15 protein-coding genes are annotated in these 18208 nt (G+C 32.3%); all 15 read left to right on the forward strand.

Features of this window, described 5'->3' with window-relative positions; translation table 11 throughout:
* Positions 1 to 12 precede the first annotated feature (12 nt).
* The 15 genes from ACH5TW_RS06260 to ACH5TW_RS06330 all read left to right on the forward strand — a co-directional run bounded on the left by ACH5TW_RS06260 (position 13) and on the right by ACH5TW_RS06330 (position 18165).
* Positions 13 to 1446, forward strand: coding sequence for a Gfo/Idh/MocA family oxidoreductase (locus ACH5TW_RS06260; RefSeq protein WP_439335642.1), 1434 nt, complete (start codon positions 13 to 15; stop codon positions 1444 to 1446).
* Positions 1447 to 1497: 51 nt separating this feature from the next.
* The gene (locus ACH5TW_RS06265) at positions 1498 to 2328 is read left to right on the forward strand and encodes an aldo/keto reductase (RefSeq protein ID WP_439335643.1); all 831 of its coding nucleotides are present in this window, start codon (positions 1498 to 1500) and stop codon (positions 2326 to 2328) included.
* A gap of 36 nt (positions 2329 to 2364) precedes the next feature.
* The gene (locus ACH5TW_RS06270; RefSeq protein WP_439335644.1) at positions 2365 to 3831 is read left to right on the forward strand and encodes a glycoside hydrolase family 140 protein; all 1467 of its coding nucleotides are present in this window, start codon (positions 2365 to 2367) and stop codon (positions 3829 to 3831) included.
* Between the two features lie 29 nt (positions 3832 to 3860).
* Positions 3861 to 5228 (forward strand): glycoside hydrolase family 88/105 protein, encoded by a 1368-nt coding sequence (locus ACH5TW_RS06275; protein ID WP_439335645.1) that lies wholly within the window; start codon positions 3861 to 3863, stop codon positions 5226 to 5228.
* Between the two features lie 25 nt (positions 5229 to 5253).
* Positions 5254 to 5931 (forward strand): response regulator transcription factor, encoded by a 678-nt coding sequence (locus ACH5TW_RS06280; protein ID WP_439335646.1) that lies wholly within the window; start codon positions 5254 to 5256, stop codon positions 5929 to 5931.
* Positions 5932 to 5986: 55 nt separating this feature from the next.
* Positions 5987 to 7258, forward strand: a complete 1272-nt coding sequence (locus ACH5TW_RS06285; RefSeq protein ID WP_439335647.1) for a sensor histidine kinase — start codon at positions 5987 to 5989, stop codon at positions 7256 to 7258.
* Entirely contained in the window at positions 7255 to 7875 is a 621-nt protein-coding gene (locus ACH5TW_RS06290; protein ID WP_439335648.1) for a GDSL-type esterase/lipase family protein, read from the forward strand. Before ACH5TW_RS06285 ends, ACH5TW_RS06290 begins: the two co-directional genes overlap by 4 nt.
* A gap of 99 nt (positions 7876 to 7974) precedes the next feature.
* A complete protein-coding gene (locus tag ACH5TW_RS06295; RefSeq protein ID WP_439335649.1) occupies positions 7975 to 8790 on the forward strand; it encodes a hypothetical protein in 816 nt (271 codons plus the stop codon).
* Positions 8791 to 8801: 11 nt separating this feature from the next.
* A complete protein-coding gene (pelA, locus tag ACH5TW_RS06300) occupies positions 8802 to 9929 on the forward strand; it encodes a pectate lyase (protein ID WP_439335650.1) in 1128 nt (375 codons plus the stop codon).
* A 46-nt stretch (positions 9930 to 9975) separates the two neighbouring features.
* On the forward strand, positions 9976 to 11364 hold the full coding sequence (locus ACH5TW_RS06305; protein ID WP_439335651.1) for a pectate lyase family protein: 1389 nt from the start codon (positions 9976 to 9978) through the stop codon (positions 11362 to 11364).
* A 16-nt stretch (positions 11365 to 11380) separates the two neighbouring features.
* A complete protein-coding gene (locus tag ACH5TW_RS06310) occupies positions 11381 to 12808 on the forward strand; it encodes a pectate lyase family protein (RefSeq protein WP_439335652.1) in 1428 nt (475 codons plus the stop codon).
* An 8-nt stretch (positions 12809 to 12816) separates the two neighbouring features.
* Positions 12817 to 14232, forward strand: coding sequence for a nucleoside hydrolase-like domain-containing protein (locus ACH5TW_RS06315; RefSeq protein WP_439335653.1), 1416 nt, complete (start codon positions 12817 to 12819; stop codon positions 14230 to 14232).
* A 50-nt stretch (positions 14233 to 14282) separates the two neighbouring features.
* Complete coding sequence (locus ACH5TW_RS06320; RefSeq protein ID WP_439335654.1) at positions 14283 to 15761, forward strand: pectate lyase family protein; 1479 nt, start codon at positions 14283 to 14285, stop codon at positions 15759 to 15761.
* Between the two features lie 10 nt (positions 15762 to 15771).
* Entirely contained in the window at positions 15772 to 17106 is a 1335-nt protein-coding gene (locus ACH5TW_RS06325) for a pectate lyase family protein (protein WP_439335655.1), read from the forward strand.
* A 39-nt stretch (positions 17107 to 17145) separates the two neighbouring features.
* Positions 17146 to 18165 carry a pectinesterase family protein gene (locus tag ACH5TW_RS06330; RefSeq protein ID WP_439335656.1) on the forward strand — a complete coding sequence of 340 codons (1020 nt, stop codon included), beginning with the start codon at positions 17146 to 17148 and terminating at the stop codon, positions 18163 to 18165.
* Positions 18166 to 18208: the final 43 nt, after the last annotated feature.

The raw sequence follows: 18208 nt of genomic DNA on the forward strand, positions 1-18208 counted from the left end.
AAACTAACTACTATGGCAAATAACAAAAATACAGTATCAAGACGTAAATTTATTAAGACTACCAGCGCAACAGTTGCTGGTTCTATGTTAATTTCTCCAGCATTTGCTAGTATAATATTAAATGATAATGTAAAGAAAAAGATTGCTTTGGTTGGAACAGGTATTAGAGGCATTACTTTTTGGGGTAAATTTTTAAATGAAGAATACTCAGATGTTGTTGAATTTGTGGGTCTATGCGATATTAACCCTGGAAGAGTAGCTTTTGGTAAAGAATATATTGGTGCAGATTGTCCTGTTTACACCAACTTTGATGAGATGTTAGAAAAAACAGATATCGACCTCCTTATTGTCACAACAGTTGATTCAACGCATGATGAGTTTATTATAAAAGGACTTGATAAAGGTATAGATATTGCTTCAGAAAAACCAATGACTACCGATGAAGAAAAGTGCCAAAATATTATTGATGCACAACGTAGGTCTAAAGGAAAATTAATTAACGCATTTAACTATCGTTATGGTAAGTTATTTACAAAACTTAAAGAAATAATACAATCAAATGAAATTGGAGATCTTGTTTCTATTGATTTAAACTGGTACTTGAACACTTATCATGGAGCATCCTATTTTCGTCGTTGGCATGGGCTACGTCAAAAAGGAGGGACACTTTTACTACACAAAGCGGCACATCATTTCGATTTATTAAACTGGCTTATTGAATCTGATCCTGTTGAAATTCATGCGTATGGTGAATTAGAAAAATATGGCTCTAACAACCCCTTTAAAGGTGAAAATTGTAGAACCTGTGAGCATAAAAAAGATTGTAAATTTTATTGGGATATCACGAAAGATGATAGGTATATGAAACTTTATGTGGCTAATGAAAAACACGATGGCTATATAAGAGATAATTGTTTATGGAGAGAAGAAATTGATATTTTTGATAAAATGGTTGTACAAATTAAGTATGCCAATAGTGTACAGGTTAGTTATTCATTATCAACCTATTCTCCTTTCGAAGGTTTCCGTTTTGCTTTTAATGGAAAAGATGGTCGTTTAGAAACACATGAAGGTATTCCATGGCGTGATAATAATCAAGAAGATCAATCTAAAATACACGAAAAAGAGATGAGTCAATCAACCCACTCTAATGCTGAATTAAAATATCATGAAATTGTTTCACAACGAAACTTCGAAGATTATAAGCGTATAGAGTTTCCTTTTGTTCGCAAAGGACACTGGGGAGGTGATAAAATCATGTTTGATAAAATTTTTAGAGGTATTACAACCGATCCAAAATTACATCATGCTTCAGATGTTAGAGATGGTTCAATGGCGGTTCTTATTGGAATTGCTGCACGAAAAAGTATTGATGAACAAAGACCTGTCAAAATTACTGAACTAACAGATTTGATTCCTCAGGTAAACAAATGGGGTACATCCTAAATTAAATTGTAGGCACATAAGACAATATATTTGATAAATAGTTTTAAGAAGATGATTAAAAATATAAATGATTGTACAATTTTAAACAACGGGCTTAAAATGCCATGGCTGGGTTTTGGTGTTTTTCAAATAGAAGATGGAGCAAACGTAGAATATGCAGTTCGTCATGCATTAGATATAGGATATCGTAGTATTGACACAGCTTCTGTATATGGAAACGAAATTGGTGTTGGAAAAGCAATTAGAGATAGTGGCATAAAGCGTGAGGAAATATTCTTAACAACTAAAGTGTGGAATGATGACCAACGCAAAAAAAGAACTTTAGAAGCTTTTCAAGAAAGTTTAGATAGACTTGATACAGACTATGTCGACTTATATTTGGTACACTGGCCAGTTAAAGATTTTTACATTGAAACATGGAAAGTCATGGAGCAAATTTATAATAGTGGTCGTGCAAAATCTATTGGTGTTAGTAATTTTCTTATTAATCATTTAAAAGACATATTAGGTAATTGCAAAATTGTTCCTAGCGTAAACCAAGTAGAGTTTCATCCTTTTCTTTTTCAACCTGAGCTATTAAATTTCTGTAAAGATCATAAAATTCAAATGGAAGCCTGGAGCCCTTTAATGCAAGGACATATTGTTTCAGTACCAACGGTTCAAGAAATAGCAAAAAAACATAAAAAAACACCTGCACAAGTCACATTACGCTGGAACTTACAACATGAGGTTATTACAATTCCAAAATCAGTAAATCCTAATCGTATTGCAGAGAATTCTCAAATTTTCGATTTCGAGCTTTCTCAATCAGATATGGATAAATTAGATTCATTAAATCAATCGAAACATTTCGGACCAGACCCTGCTAATTTCAATTTTTAATAAAATATACAAACTAAACAACAAATACTTAAAAAAATGAAATTCAATATTTTAATAATAGCTTTAGGGTTCTTTTTGCAACCTTATCTAATAACGGCTCAATCACCATGGCAAGATCATGGGAAATTAGAAGTGTCATCAAACGGGCATTATATTCAACATAAAGATGGCAATCCGTTTTTATGGATTGGAGATACAGGTTGGGGTATGTTTCAACAACTTACCAGAGAAGAAGTCGACCTATATCTAGACAGCAGACAAGCTTTAGGGTTTACAGTCATTCAAGCAGTAGCACATTGGTCTCCACATGGTGGTGGTTTAAGCAGAAGCCCTGATAATGCAGTGAATGCTTATGGTCATAGTCCTTTTACAGGAGATGAAAAACATCCAAATACATCAGAACCACTCGTTGTTAAAGGTGGAAGCATGAATGCTCCTAATGATTATTGGGATCATGCAGACTATGTCATTAAAGCAGTAAAGAAGCGTAATATGTATTTAGCCCTTTTACCTTGTTGGGCATCTCAACTTGTTACAGGTACTCATGAATATACTACTGAAAAAGCCAAAATTTATGGCGCTTTTTTAGGCAAACGCTATAGTAAAGAACCTCACATTATTTGGGTTTTGGGAGGCGATACCAAAGCGCAATTTAGTGCTTATGACAAAAATCAAAAGTTTAGCGAATACGATTATCGTGATGTTTATAGATCAATGGCTGAAGGTATTGTAAATGGTGTTACAGGTAAAAAACCTGCTTGGAACGAAAAACATACAGCTTGGGATGACGTGTTTTTTACATACCACCCAAATGGAGATGCGCCTTATGGCTCATCGCAATGGTTTCATGATGATGTATGGCAAGATGTAAATGGTGTAGAAGTTTGGAAAGAAGTTAATGATGTATATAGAACCATGTTAAATGACTATCAATTAACAAGTCCCGTGAAACCTAGTTTATTTCTAGAAGGATCTTATGAATATGGAACATATAAACATGACTGTGGTTGGGTAACTCCTGTTCGTGTTCGCAGACAGTTTTATCAAACTTACTTTGCAGGTGGTGCAGGACATACTTACGGTGCTGGTCCTATTTGGTCAATGAGAGGCAATGAAGGTGATTATAACTGTGGATATACTTGGCAGGAAGCATTAAATTTCCCAGCAGCTAAACAAGTATCGGTAATAGGAAAACAATTTTTAAAAGACCATAAGTGGCATGAATGGATTCCAAATGGTAATGTCATTTCTGGTGTTGGTAAAAATGAAAGTTTAAAAACAGCTGTAACTACCAAATCAAATGATATGGCATTGGTATATTTTTCAAATAACTCACATTGCAAGGTTACTAATGTTTTAAATAAAAATGCCGAAGCCTATTGGTTTTATCCTAGAAATGGTAAAAAAGAAAACGTTACAGTATTTAAAGAAAACGAATCTAGAATAATGGCACCTCCATCAAAATGGGAAGATGCTATATTAATACTTAAAATTCAAGAATAAAATTATAAAAAATAAGGTTACATTTAAAGATGAATAAATCAATATACTTTTTACTAGTTCTTTTTATAACGTTATCATGCGTTGTAATTAATGCACAAGAAAACCAAACAGGTCGAATTCCACAATATGAAATTCCTTATACATATCCTTCAGAAGAAGGCATTAAAGACGTTTTAAATAGAATTAAAACTTACTACGAATCAACAAGTCCACAAACCATAATTGATGAGAAAACGGGAGAAGAAATCACCAATTTTTCAAAATTCAATCCTAATGCTGTTCCTTCAAAAGGTTTTTCAAGTGAGTGGTCGTATACACATGGCGTAGTTTTATCTGCATTCAGTTATATTGAAGATGTTACTGGCGATAAAACATTCTTTTCTGATAACATAAAGTTTTATGATTATGTTGTTAAACATTTACCCTATTTTAAGAATAATAAAGATAAAATTAAGAAGACTAAAATTGGTGGTTGGGGACGTATTTTAAATTTTCATGCTCTTGATGATTGTGGTTCTATTACTGCTGCAATGATTAAAACCTATTTAAAAACTAAAAATGATGATTATTTAGAGTTAATCAATCAAACAGCAGATCATATTTCAAATAATCAATTTCGTTTAGAAGATGGTACTTTAGCTAGAAACCGCCCACAATACAAGTCTGTTTGGGCAGATGATATGTATATGAGTGTTCCTTTTTTAACTAATATGGGAGTACTTACTGGCTATAATAAGTATTTTGATGATGCCGTAAAACAAGTGCTTCAAATGGCGAAACGCTTATACATTCCTGAAAAAGAATTATTTGATCATGGATGGAATGTAACGTCTGGCGATTATGATCCTCGTTTTTATTGGGGACGCGCTAATGGTTGGGTGTTAATGTCTATGGCCGAATTGCTTAGTGCATTACCTGAAAACTATCAAGGAAGATATGAAATTTTACATTTATACCGTTCTATGATACGTTCATTGGCGAACCTTCAAGGAGGTGATGGTTTTTGGCATAATCTACTAGATAAAAATGATACTTATACAGAAACATCGTGTACCGCTATGTTTACTTTTGCAATAGCAAAAGGCATTAATGAAGGCTGGATAAACCATGTTTACGGACCTGTAGCTATTACTGGTTGGAATGCTCTTCAAACACGAGTACTAGAAAATGGTGCTGTAGATGGTACCTGTGAGGGCACAACCTTTGCTCACGATAATAGTTATTATTATCATAGAGGAAAAAGTATTTATGCAACCCATGGTTATGGTCCTACACTGTATGCTGGAGCTGAAATGATTAGTTTGTTACAAAATGATAACATTGAAGTAAAAAAAACTAAAGCTAATTCTCGTAATAGTACTTTTCATTATTTATTAAAAAGTGAATGGCCTAAATAAAATTGAATAATTATATCTTTATAAGATGAAAATACTTGTAATAGAAGACGAACCTGAAATGAAAGGATTGATAAAACAATTCCTTGAAGACGAAAATTACGTTGTAGAAGTTGCTGATGATTTTAATTCAGGTTTAGATAAAATTGTATCCTATGATTATGATTGTATTCTACTAGATATTACATTACCTGATGGTAGCGGGCTCGATTTATTACAAAAATTAAAAACCTTAAAAAAAGCAGATAGTGTCATTATTATTTCGGCAAAAGATTCTATTGAAGATAAAGTAAAGGGCTTAAACCTAGGAGCAGATGACTACCTTACCAAACCATTTCATTTAACAGAACTTAATGCAAGAATAAAATCTGTAATACGAAGAAAAAAAACAGACGGACAAACTTTTTTAGAATTAGAGAATGTTAAAATTAATATTGAAGAACGGTCAGTCCTTATAAATAATGAACGTGTAGAACTCAATAGAAAAGAATTCGACATTCTTGTTTTCTTTGGTATGAATAAATCCAGAATTGTAAGTAAATCGGCTATTGCAGAAAATATATGGGGCGATTATATAGACCAATCAAATGATTTCGATTTCATTTATTCTCAAATTAAAAATCTTCGAAAAAAGCTTCGTAACCATAGTGCAGAAATAGATATTAACTCCGTTTACGGAATGGGTTATAAATTGGTTATTAAATAAATGAAGCATTCATAACTAAACCTTCAATACATAGAAAAATAATAGATATAAACAGATGAAACTAATAAACCATACCTTGTTAATTCTATCTGTAATATTATTTACAACGGTTGGTTTGTGGGCATTTCTTTTTTATTCGCAACTATTAAGTCAGGTTAAAACGGCTATTGATGAAGGACTTACTAATCATAAAATTGCTATTATAGACAATTTAAAAGATGATAAAACAATTTCTGAACAGTTAGATTTTTTAGACAAAAGTTATATTATAAAAAATGTAAACGAAGCATATGCGCTTCAAGTAAGAGACACCTATAAAGACACATTAATTTTTTCTAGCCTAAAGCACAATAATTATGAAGCACGTTTATTAACGACAGCCTTTGTAGCTTCAGATGGTAAATATTATGAGATGAAAGTACTCTCTCATGAATTAAATAAAGGAAAATTAATAAAGAAAATAATTACCTCGCTTCTATGGTTGTTTTTGCTTTTAGCATTAAGCACGTTTATGGTTAAAAAGTTTGTTTTAAAGAACACTTGGAAACCATTCTACCAACTATTAAATTATTTAAACAATTTTAGATTAGACAAAAGTAATTCTCAAGAATTATCTAAAACTAATATCGAAGAATTTACTTTATTAAATGAATCTGTTCAAAAATTACTGAATACAAATGTTGATATTTTTAATAGTCAAAAACAGTTTATAGAAAACGCGTCTCATGAATTGCAAACACCTATAGCTATTGGTATTAACAAACTTGAATTATTAGCTGAAAGCCCCGATTTATCTTCTGATCAATTAAAAAAAATAGGGAATATTATTGAATCCTTTCAACGATTATCAGGATTAAACAAATCGTTATTATTACTTTCAAAAATAGAAAACAAACAGTTTATTTCTAAAGAATCTTTAAGTTTTAATAACATATTAAGCAGAATAAAACAAGATTTTTTAGATTACTCAGAATTTCAAAAAATTAAAATAACTTATCTAAAAGAAGGCGATTGGGAATTTAATATGAATAAAAATTTGGCAGAAATACTTATTGTAAATCTTATAAAAAACGCCATTATTCATAACAAAAAAGAGCATGGAGAGGTTATAATTAAATTAACGTCATCGTATTTTACAATAGAAAACACTAGTGATATTCCTCGTATAAATGCTAAAAATTTATTTCAACGATTCAACAAAAACACAAGTAGTAAAACCTCAACAGGATTAGGATTAGCTATTGTAAAAGCAATTGCAGAAGTGTCTAATTTATCCGTTACATACTCATACAACAACAATCATATTTTTAAAGTAAAGAACAAATGAAAATATTAAAATTTATTCTACTATTTTTAATCACTACTACGTCTCTTTTTGCTCAAATTAAAGTTAGTTGTGTTGGTAATAGTATTACTGAAGGATGGAATGGAAACCCATCATATGTGCCAATACTTCAAAAATTACTTGGATCAGATTATATAGTTGAAAATAATGGTAAAAGTGGCGCCACTATTTTAAAAAAAGGGAACAAACCTTATAACCAGCAACATGCTTTTACAAAAGCAATTAATTCTAATGCCGACATTATAACTATTTTGCTTGGTACAAATGATACTAAATCTAAAAACTGGGACAATTATAGTAGTCAGTTTAAATCAGATTACATGTCATTAATAGACACATTACTATCTAAAAACAAGAATGCTAAAATATATCTAGTCATCCCCGTTCCCGTTTGTAAAGAGAATTATGGTATAAGAAACCATATTCTTAATTTAGAGATTCCAATAATTAAAGAAATTGCAAAAGAAAAAAGATTATCTATAATTGATGCTAATACACCGCTTCTCGCATCTTGTCACTATTTTAATGACGGCGTTCACCCAAATATTGAAGGAGCAAATGCTATAGCCATGCTGTTATATAAAAGTATAATCAAATAAATTTACTTTTTTATTCCATATTCTTTACAGTTTCATTCCCATTTGTTTCCATATTCATATTATTTATTTGCATTAAATTATAAATGATAGATGAGATACATGATACGAATAATAGTAATAATTGTATTTGTTTTTTTTGTAAATAATACATTTTCACAAAATATAGATCAAAGCAAAGTCCCTGCTGTAATCTTGAATACTTTTCAGATAAAATTTCCAAATGCAGATGATGTGCATTGGAAAAAGGAGGACAAAAATTACCAAATTAAATACAAAGTTAATAGTAAGTCACATATTGCAAAAATGGACTATAAAGGATCTGTTTTTGAACACTCACAAGATTTATACGTTAGCGAAATCCCTCAGTTAGTTTTAAATACTATCAAACCAAGAATTACCTATTTTGATATTGAAGATGCAGACAGGTATGAAAAAGGAAATAGAATAGTATACGAGATAAAATTTAGAATTGATGGAAAAAACCATTACTTCTGGGTAAACGAAAAAGGAAACTTATTAAAATATAGAAAGGTGTTAAAAAACAGTGAAATTCCTTTAGAAATCATGAATTTCATTAAAACCAAATACGGAAATATAGATATTAATTATTCTAAATATGTTGAAGAAGGAAGTGAAATAATATATATAGTTGATGGCGAAATTAAAGACATTAGCCATAATTTTAGGTTTGATGCTAATGGAAATATTATTAAACTTATTGTAGAGATTAATAAGTCTGAGGTTCCAAAATCTATAATTAAAACCTTATCAACTTCCTATGAGGGCTATGAAATTCGTAATGCCGATTTAGTAAAAGAAAATGGAGAAACAATTTATATCTTAAAAATAAGAAAATCAAAAAAACAAGTACACGTAACATTTAATACTAACGGTAAAATATTAAAAGTTAAATAATAAAATACAACATGCAAATAGCTAAATATATACCAATACTTATATTTACCCTAACAACAACTTTAGGTTTTACTCAAAATAAAGCTTCTAACTTTTTTAATAAAAAGTGGAATCATGTGGCAAAAAACATGCCTTCAAAATGGTATGGTTCAAATGAAGCAAAGTTGATTGCAGAAAATGTATTAATTGCCCAAAAAGACATTGGAGGATGGGAGAAAAACAAACCTCATCATCATAACCTTTCAGAATTAGAAAAAAAAGAATACATTAAAAATAAATATAAAAAAGGAGGCACATTTGATAATGGTTCAACAATTACCGAACTTATTTTTTTAGCAAAAGTATATTCTCATAATCCAGATGAGAGATACAAACAAGCTTTTATAAAAGGTGTAAATTATATTTTTATTGCACAATATAAAAATGGTGGATGGCCTCAATATTTCCCTATTAAAGATGCTAAAGACGAAATTCTTTTAGACCATACCGAACCATACTCTATGCATATTACATATAATGATAATGCCATGGTTAATATTATGATTTTTTTAAAAAAAATCTATAATAGCAATCAAGTATTTACTTCTTTAAAATTAAACAAATCAATAAAAAGAAAAGCAAAAAAAGCATTCTATAAAGGGATTGCCTGTATCTTAAACACCCAAATAATTGTAAAAGGAAAACGAACCATATGGTGTGCACAGCATGACGCAAAAACACTTGCTCCTGCAAATGCAAGAAGTTATGAATTAGCTTCGTTTAGTGGTGCCGAATCAGTAAATATTATATTGTTATTAATGGAAGAAGAAACACCTTCTAATAAAATTATCGCATCAGTAAATGGAGCTATAAACTGGTTTAAAAATCACAAAATTGAAGGTATTAAAGTAAAAGAAGAAATTCAAACAAATGGAAAGCGTAACAGAATTGTTGTTAAAGATGAAAACGCTTCACCCTTATGGGGCAGATTCTATGATTTAGACACTGAAAAACCATATTTCTGTGACCGTGACGGAATAAAGAAAAAAACGCTAGCCGAAATTGGTTATAATCGTAGAAATGGATATAGTTGGTATACGAATGCTCCAGAAAAAATATTAAAGAAATACCCTGAATGGCTTGCTAAAATTAATAAGTAGCCAGTTATCTAATAGCAAGAGATAATAAACTAAAAATAAATTTAAAATGAAAAAAGTAATTTTTAGTATCATATTAATGCTAATAGCATTTAATTTTCATGCGCAACAACTAGCCTTTCCAACAGCAGAAGGCTATGGAAAATATACCGTTGGTGGACGTGGTGGTAAAGTTTTTGAAGTGACTAATTTAAATGATAGTGGTGAAGGAAGCTTAAGAGCTGCAGTTGAAGCATCAGGACCTCGTACTGTAGTTTTTAGAGTTTCTGGAACTATTATTCTTGAAAAACCTTTAACAATTAAAAATCCGTATATCACCATTGCAGGTCAAACTGCCCCAGGTGACGGGATTTGCTTAAGAAAATGGCCTTTGGTAATTGGAACTAACGAAGTTATTATTCGATATATTAGAGTTCGATTTGGAAATGAATCTGGTTCAGATGCAGATGCTGTCTCAAGTAGATATAATAAAAATTTGATTTTAGACCATGTTTCAGCCAGTTGGAGTGTAGATGAAACCATGTCTATTTACCATTGTGAAAACATAACCGTACAATGGTGTCTTATTTCTGAAAGTATGTTTAATTCTAATCATATTAAAGGGTCTCATGGATTTGGAGGCATTTGGGGATCTAACTATAGTAGTTACCACCATAACTTAATAGCAAATCATTCAAGTAGAAATGTGCGCTTCGCTTCAGGCAGTGGTAATACCGATTATCGTAACAACGTTATATATAATTGGGGATACCAAAGTGCTTATGGTGGAGAAAACCAACAAAAAGGTAATGATAAATTTAATTTCTCTAACATTAATATAGTCGGTAATTATTATAAACCAGGACCAGCAACGCAACCAGGAAATGTTTCTTACAGAATAGTAAATCCGTCTCGCCGTGATGTAGTAACTGATTACGGAAAATGGTATGTAGCTGATAATTTTATGGAAGGAAGTCCTGAAGTTACTGCAAATAACTGGAACGGTGGTGTTCAACCTCAAGGTGGTGATACTGATATTGAAATATTAAAAGCAAAACAACCTTGGCCTGCTATGGAGATAAACCAACATACAGCACAAGAGGCTTATAAATTAGTATTGGATAATGCTGGTGCCATTTTACCAAAAAGAGATGCAGTAGACACAAGAGTTATAAGTGATGCTCGCAATGGCATTGCAACATTTGAAGGTGTTAGCTATAAAAAAACAAAAAAAGTAGCAGATTTTTCTAAAAAAACAGGCATTATTGATTCACCTGCTGATGTTGGTGGATGGCCAGATCTAAAAAGCACCCCTGCTCCACTTGATACAGATCATGATGGGATACCAGATGCTTGGGAACTTAAGAATAAGCTGAATCCAAATAATGCTGATGATAGAAATAATTTAGGTAAAGATGGCTACACCATGTTAGAAATTTACCTAAATAGCATAAAATAAACCGAAACATATTATTATGAAAAAACACATTTTCACTCTATTTGTTTGTACATTATTTTTAACAACTACATGGGCTCAACAATTAGCATTTCCAACTGCAGAAGGTTATGGAAAATATACCGTTGGAGGACGTGGTGGTAAAGTATATGAAGTTACAAACCTTAATGACTCTGGAGAAGGTAGTCTTCGTGAAGCAGTAGAAGCTAAAGGCCCTAGAACAGTTGTCTTTAGTATTTCAGGAACCATTATACTTGAAAGTGATCTTCGAATAAACAACCCATATATCACCATAGCAGGACAAACAGCTCCTGGTGATGGTATCTGCCTTAGAAAGTATCCGCTAATGATTAATGCTGACGAAGTAATTATCCGGTATATTAGAGTAAGATTTGGTGATGAAGCGCTTAAAGACGCCGATGCTGTTTCAAGTAGATATGTAAAGAACTTAATATTAGATCATGTATCTGCAAGTTGGAGTATTGATGAAGTTATGTCTATCTATCACGGTGAATATACAACCGTACAATGGTGTATTATTTCAGAAAGTTTATTCAACTCTAATCATCCAACAAAGGGCAACCATGGTTTTGGAGGTATTTGGGGCTCTAACTATAGCACTTATCATCATAATTTAATTGCAAATAACTCTAACCGAAATATCCGATTTGCTTCAGGTTGTGGTAATACAGACTATCGTAATAATGTGATATACAACTGGGGGTTTGAGTCTACATACGGAGCTGAATCTAAACAAAAAGGGAATGATAAGTTTAATTTCTCTAATGTAAATGTAGTCGCTAATTATTACAAACCTGGACCTGCTACAAAACCAGGAAGCATGACGCATCAAATTGCAGCACCATGGTCTCGTAATGGCGATAGTGATTATGGCAAATGGTATATTTCCGACAATGAAATGGTTGGTAGTGAAGCAGTAACAAATGATAACTGGAAGGGTGTTGTTCCTGCATTAACAGCTATTAAAGGAGTGCAAGAACACAACCCGAATAATTTAAAAGCAATTCCAGGTTTAAAACTTAATAAACCATGGCCAGCTATGGCAATAAAGCAACAAACAGCAAAAGAAGCTTATAATTCTATTCTTGAGCATGTTGGTGCTAGTCTTCCTAAAAGAGACACTGTAGATATTCGCATTATTGAAGAAACTCGCAGTGGAGAAGCTACATATGAAGGTCCTTCATATAAAAAGCATTATGATGTTCCTGATACATCTAAAAATTGTGGAATTATTGATTCACCAAACGATGTAGGCGGATGGCCAGAATTAAAATCAGTCCCAATTCCTATTGACACAGATCATGATGGGATGCCAAACTTTTGGGAAATACAAAATGGACTTAACCCTAATAATCCAGACGATGGAAATAACATTGGTGATGATGGGTATACCATGCTAGAAATATATTTAAATACTATAAAATAAAACCATTTATGACTAAAATTATTAAGACATTAACCATTTTATTATTCGTTGGAGTTAACCTAATTTCAGCACAAGAAAAACCAAGATTATTTGTTCTTACTGACATTGGTGGCGATCCAGATGATCAAATGTCTATGGTTAGACTTATGACTTATTCTAACCAAATAGATATTGAAGGACTTGTTGCTACCGAGGTAAAAGATAAAGTTAATCCAGAACGTATTCAACAAATAGTTGAAAATTATGGTAAAGTACGTAACAATCTAGAACTTCACGAAACTGGTTATCCAGACGTAGAATATTTACAAAAATGCATTTCAAAAGGAATTCCAATTGGAGGAATGGATGGTGTTGGTAAAGGAAAGGATTCTCCAGGATCAGAACTACTTATTAATGCCGTAGATCGTAAAGACTCTAGACCATTATGGGTAAATGTTTGGGGAGGACCAAGTGTTTTGGCACAAGCGTTGTGGAAAGTACGCAACACACGTTCAAAGCAAGAACTAGCAAAATTTGTTAACAAAATTCGTGTGTATGCTATTTCCGATCAAGATAATAGTGGCCCTTGGATACGTAAAGAATTCCCTGAACTTTTTTATATAGTTACACCCGGTGCCAATGCTGGTGGAGGGTTTCATCATGCAACTTGGATTGCCATTGGTGGCGATAAATTTCATGGCCGTTTTGGTGGCGCCGATTTTGAATTAGTAACCAACGAATGGCTAGAACGTAACATTCGTAAAAAAGGCCCTTTAGGAAAAATGTATCCGCATTGGGAATACATGATGGAAGGAGATACGCCTGCATTTCTTTATCTTGTAAATAATGGTTTAAACAATCCTGATCATCCTAATTGGGGAAGTTGGGGTGGTCGTTATGAATTGTATACACCAAAAACCGAAAAATGGTTTTATGAACCCGAAACGCGCCCAATATGGACCAATGTACAAGATGAAGTATTAGGCAACGACGGAGAATGGCACACCACAAACCATGCAACCATATGGAGATGGCGTGAAGCATGTCAAAACGATTTTGCTGCCAGAATGGATTGGACCATTAAACCCTATAATAAAGCAAACCACCCTCCTATTGTAAAACTCGAGCACCCAACTTATATCAAGGCAAAAAAAGGTGAGCGAATTGATCTTAGTGCATTTGGAACAACTGATCCTGATGGCGACCTACTGTCATATAAATGGTTTTGCTATGAAGAAGCAGGAACTCGTAGCATGTCCAACTCTAGAACGGGCAATAAACACGATATTGTAGGTTTCGATCAGCAAAAAGCTTGGCTTAACGTAAAAACCAGCCGTGTAATGCCTCCTGGTACAGGAACAATGCATATTATACTTGCTGTTACAGATAATGGTTCTCCTCGCTTAACACGATACAAACGCATTATTATTGATGTTGTTGAATAAATATATATTTTTTCTAAAGTAAAAGTATCATCAAAGTAAATTAGACATTCATGAATAAGCATTTTATAGCATTAGTTATTTCGTTATTCTTTTTCTCTATATCAAATTCTCAACAACTGGCCTTTCCTGGTGCTGAAGGATTTGGAGCATATTCAAAAGGTGGACGTGGCGGACAAGTAATAGAAGTAACAAATTTACTTGACGATCTAGATGGAGCTATAGAAGGTAGTTTACGTTGGGCATTTAAAAAAAGTTTACCAGAACCTACAACTATTGTTTTTAGAGTGTCTGGAATTATCAATTTAAAAAAGCAATTAAAAGGGAAGTTTAAAAATGGTTTAACACTTGCTGGACAAACAGCTCCAGGCGATGGTATTTGCATCCGTGGAAATAAAGTTAACCTTGGTGGTAGCTCTAATCTAATTATTCGTCATATACGATTTAGAATGGGACTTCATGAAGATAACTCTTTTGTTGAAGGTGGTGCTTTGGGTATTGAAAACGCTAATAATATTATTATAGATCATTGTACTTTTGGTTGGTCTGGAGAAGAAAACATGACTATGTATGATAATGATTTTACCACCGTTCAATGGTGTATTATACATGAAGGACTTTATGCTTCTGGACATGCTAAAGGTGCACGCAGTTATGGTGTGCAATGGGGCGGACAAAATGCAACGTATCATCATAACCTACTAGCTCACAACAATAGTAGAACGCCAAGATTTAACGGAAGTAAACATCATGATATAAAGGTGAAATACGAGTATATTAATAATGTGAATTACAATTGGGGGAAATCAAATTCTGCCTACGGTGCCTACATTGAAATAGCAAATGGTACTTATAACTGTAATTTTATTAATAACTATTATAAACCTGGGCCTGCATATCCGGGCACACAAAAATCATATTTCGCACAATCATCACATCACTCCATTCAAGGAGATTCTATAATTGCAAAATGGTATATGAAAGGAAATATTATGGAAGGTGATGCAAATAAAGCCTTAAACAAAGATAACTCCCTTGGTTTAGATGCTAAGTCTTATATGAATGCTAACGTTTCAAGAGTACAATTACTATCAAAAAACACATTTAAAATGCCACATATGCTTAATATAGAATCTACTAAAAAAGCATATAAAAATGTATTAGCAAAAGCAGGTGCTTTTCCAAGAGATATTGTAGATAAACGCATAGTATACGAAGTAAAAAATGGAATAGCCTCTGGAAAAGGAACCACTGAAAAATATCTAGATAAAAGAAAAAATAACGGTTTTATAAATAACCCTTTTTATCGTAAAACGAAAGGTATTATTGATAATCCTGTTCTAGCTTTTGGTGATAATGCTTATCCTGAATATAAAACAATTAATGTTCCTATTGATACAGATCATGATGGTATGCCTGATGCTTGGGAAAAGAAAAATGGACTGAATCCCAAAAAAGCAAATGATAGAAATAAAATTGGCAACGATGGGTACACCATGTTGGAAGTATATTTAAATGAAATAATAAATTAAATTTAACATTATGAAAAAACACATTTTAACATGTCTTGTTTTTGTGATAAGCTTAAATACGTCAATTGCTCAACAACTCGCCTTCCCTTCTGCTGAAGGATTTGGTGCCTACGCATTAGGTGGACGTGGAGGGCAAGTACTTTATGTCACCAATTTAAACGACAGCGGTCAAGGTAGTTTACGCTGGGCAATTGAACAACAAGGTGCGCGTACTGTTATATTTTCAGTTTCTGGAAATATTGAACTTAAAAGCAGACTAGAAATAAAGAATCCTTTTATAACTATTGCTGGTCAAACTGCTCCTGGAGATGGTATTTGCCTTTCAGATGAAACTTTAATTATTTTAACTCATGATGTTATTATCCGTCATATTCGTGTTCGCTTGGGTGATGGAAAACATGGTGTAGGAAGCAAACAAGGTAAAGATGGTATTAGCATATCTAAAGGAGAAAATATTATTGTAGATCATTGTTCTGTGAGTTGGAGTTTAGATGAAATATTATCTACATCCACCTATAAACCTTCTTTAAGTAAAGTTACTGTGCAGTGGTGTTTTATTACTGAAGCTTTAAATGTAGACAATCATGGGTATGGGTCTTTAATTCGAGGGACAGGTGGAGCAAAATATAGTTATTTGCATAATTTATACGCACATAATCATGGTAGAAATCCACGTCCAGGAAACTATAACTCAAATCCATATACAGAAGACCCAAAAGGATTACTTCTTGATTTCACAAACAATGTGCTTTATAATTGGGGTGGCGGTCATGCTGGCTATAATGCAGATTCTATAAGCGTAACACACCTAAATTATGTAAACAATTATCTTATCGAAGGTAAAGATTCTAAACAAACGGGCATTGCATATTCTACAGGTTCTCCGTATAATAAATCATTTTTTTCTGGTAATTATTACAACTACAAGCTTCCAGAAAACCCATGGGATCTTGTAGAATTTAAAAGTAGTTGGACTAAAAATAATATTCAAGATTATAAACAAACTAAACCTTTTGAAACAGGTCCTGTAAAAATAGAAGATGCAACTGTAGCTTATCAACGTGTATTAAATGAAGGCGGGGCTATATTACCAAAGCGTGACGCAGTAGATAAACGAATTGTAAATAATGTAAAGAACCGCACAGGTGAAATTATTAAAAGTCAAGATGATGTTGGAGGCTGGCCAGAATTAAAAACCAGCCCAATTCCTATGGATTCTGATGCAGATGGTATGCCAGATACATGGGAAATGAAAAACAAACTAAATCCTAAAAATGCAGATGATAGAAATATAATTGGTAAAGATGGATATACTATGTTGGAGATATATTTGAATAATATCTAAATTATAAATCAAAATTGAAATACAGTTATGATTAAAAACTTGATTTTATTTTTTTTATTAAGCTTATCAATTTCTACTAATGGACAAGATAAAAATACTAATAAATTCATAGAAGAAAATCAATATAATATCTTAGTAGCACAAGATGGTAGTGGCGATTATACAAAAGTACAAGATGCCATTAATGCTGTACCTAACAATAGTTCTGAACGAACTGTTATATTTATTAAACCTGGGATTTATAAAGAAAAAATATTGGTGCCTTCAGAAAAGAAAAAAGTAACCTTTTTAGGTGAATCATATAAAAATACAATTCTTACTTATGATGATCATGGAAAAATAAACCCAGATTACGCCAGTACTAAAGTATTAGCAGAAGATTTTTTTGCAGAAAACATTACGTTTCAAAATACCATTGATAGTAGAAAAGGTGGCTCCCAAGCTGCTGCTTTAAGAATTGATGCTGACAGGGCTGTTTTATATAAATGTAACATCACCGGATTTCAAGATACATTCTACTTAAAAACAAATACCAGATCATACATAAAAGACTGTATTATAGATGGTACAACCGACTTTATATATGGTGCTGGAATTGCTCTTTTTGAGAATTGTGTCATTAGAAACAGAAAGGATTCGCACATAACAGCTTCAAGTCAAGAATTAGGAGAAAATAAATTTGGTTTTATTTTTAAAAATTGTACCATTATCAAATATCCAGGAGAAAAAGTTTCTAATGCATCATTAGGAAGGCCTTGGGGAAATGGAGCTAATACTGTCTATTTAAATTGTGAAATAGGAAACCATATTAAACCAGAAGGGTTTGCGTCTTGGTCTACAAAACCAGATCATAAGTATTTTAACAACATCAATACTGCGTATTATGGATTATATAAAGGTACTGGTTATAATCCTAAAAAATTACTTTCTGTAGTTCATATATTAAACGATTCAGAAGCATCTAAATACACTAAAGAAAATATTTTTACAGCTAATAGTACTTCAGCAATCAATCTTGTTGGTGATTGGAATCCCGTAATTGAAAATAGTAGTAAATAATAAATTCTAGTCACAAGTTTTTTTTTCTTTTAACTTTTCATAA

Source organism: Thalassobellus sediminis, assembly GCF_044386045.1.
In the GTDB taxonomy this organism is placed as follows: domain Bacteria; phylum Bacteroidota; class Bacteroidia; order Flavobacteriales; family Flavobacteriaceae; genus Thalassobellus; species Thalassobellus sediminis.

What these genes read in the sequence shown, in the direction of transcription:
- ACH5TW_RS06260 (WP_439335642.1), top strand. Translation starts at nt 13, where the DNA reads ATGGCAAATAACAAAAATACAGTATCAAGACGTAAATTTATTAAGACT.
- ACH5TW_RS06265 (WP_439335643.1), top strand. Translation starts at nt 1,498, where the DNA reads ATGATTAAAAATATAAATGATTGTACAATTTTAAACAACGGGCTTAAA.
- ACH5TW_RS06270 (WP_439335644.1), top strand. Translation starts at nt 2,365, where the DNA reads ATGAAATTCAATATTTTAATAATAGCTTTAGGGTTCTTTTTGCAACCT.
- ACH5TW_RS06275 (WP_439335645.1), top strand. Translation starts at nt 3,861, where the DNA reads ATGAATAAATCAATATACTTTTTACTAGTTCTTTTTATAACGTTATCA.
- ACH5TW_RS06280 (WP_439335646.1), top strand. Translation starts at nt 5,254, where the DNA reads ATGAAAATACTTGTAATAGAAGACGAACCTGAAATGAAAGGATTGATA.
- ACH5TW_RS06285 (WP_439335647.1), top strand. Translation starts at nt 5,987, where the DNA reads ATGAAACTAATAAACCATACCTTGTTAATTCTATCTGTAATATTATTT.
- ACH5TW_RS06290 (WP_439335648.1), top strand. Translation starts at nt 7,255, where the DNA reads ATGAAAATATTAAAATTTATTCTACTATTTTTAATCACTACTACGTCT.
- ACH5TW_RS06295 (WP_439335649.1), top strand. Translation starts at nt 7,975, where the DNA reads ATGATACGAATAATAGTAATAATTGTATTTGTTTTTTTTGTAAATAAT.
- pelA (WP_439335650.1), top strand. Translation starts at nt 8,802, where the DNA reads ATGCAAATAGCTAAATATATACCAATACTTATATTTACCCTAACAACA.
- ACH5TW_RS06305 (WP_439335651.1), top strand. Translation starts at nt 9,976, where the DNA reads ATGAAAAAAGTAATTTTTAGTATCATATTAATGCTAATAGCATTTAAT.
- ACH5TW_RS06310 (WP_439335652.1), top strand. Translation starts at nt 11,381, where the DNA reads ATGAAAAAACACATTTTCACTCTATTTGTTTGTACATTATTTTTAACA.
- ACH5TW_RS06315 (WP_439335653.1), top strand. Translation starts at nt 12,817, where the DNA reads ATGACTAAAATTATTAAGACATTAACCATTTTATTATTCGTTGGAGTT.
- ACH5TW_RS06320 (WP_439335654.1), top strand. Translation starts at nt 14,283, where the DNA reads ATGAATAAGCATTTTATAGCATTAGTTATTTCGTTATTCTTTTTCTCT.
- ACH5TW_RS06325 (WP_439335655.1), top strand. Translation starts at nt 15,772, where the DNA reads ATGAAAAAACACATTTTAACATGTCTTGTTTTTGTGATAAGCTTAAAT.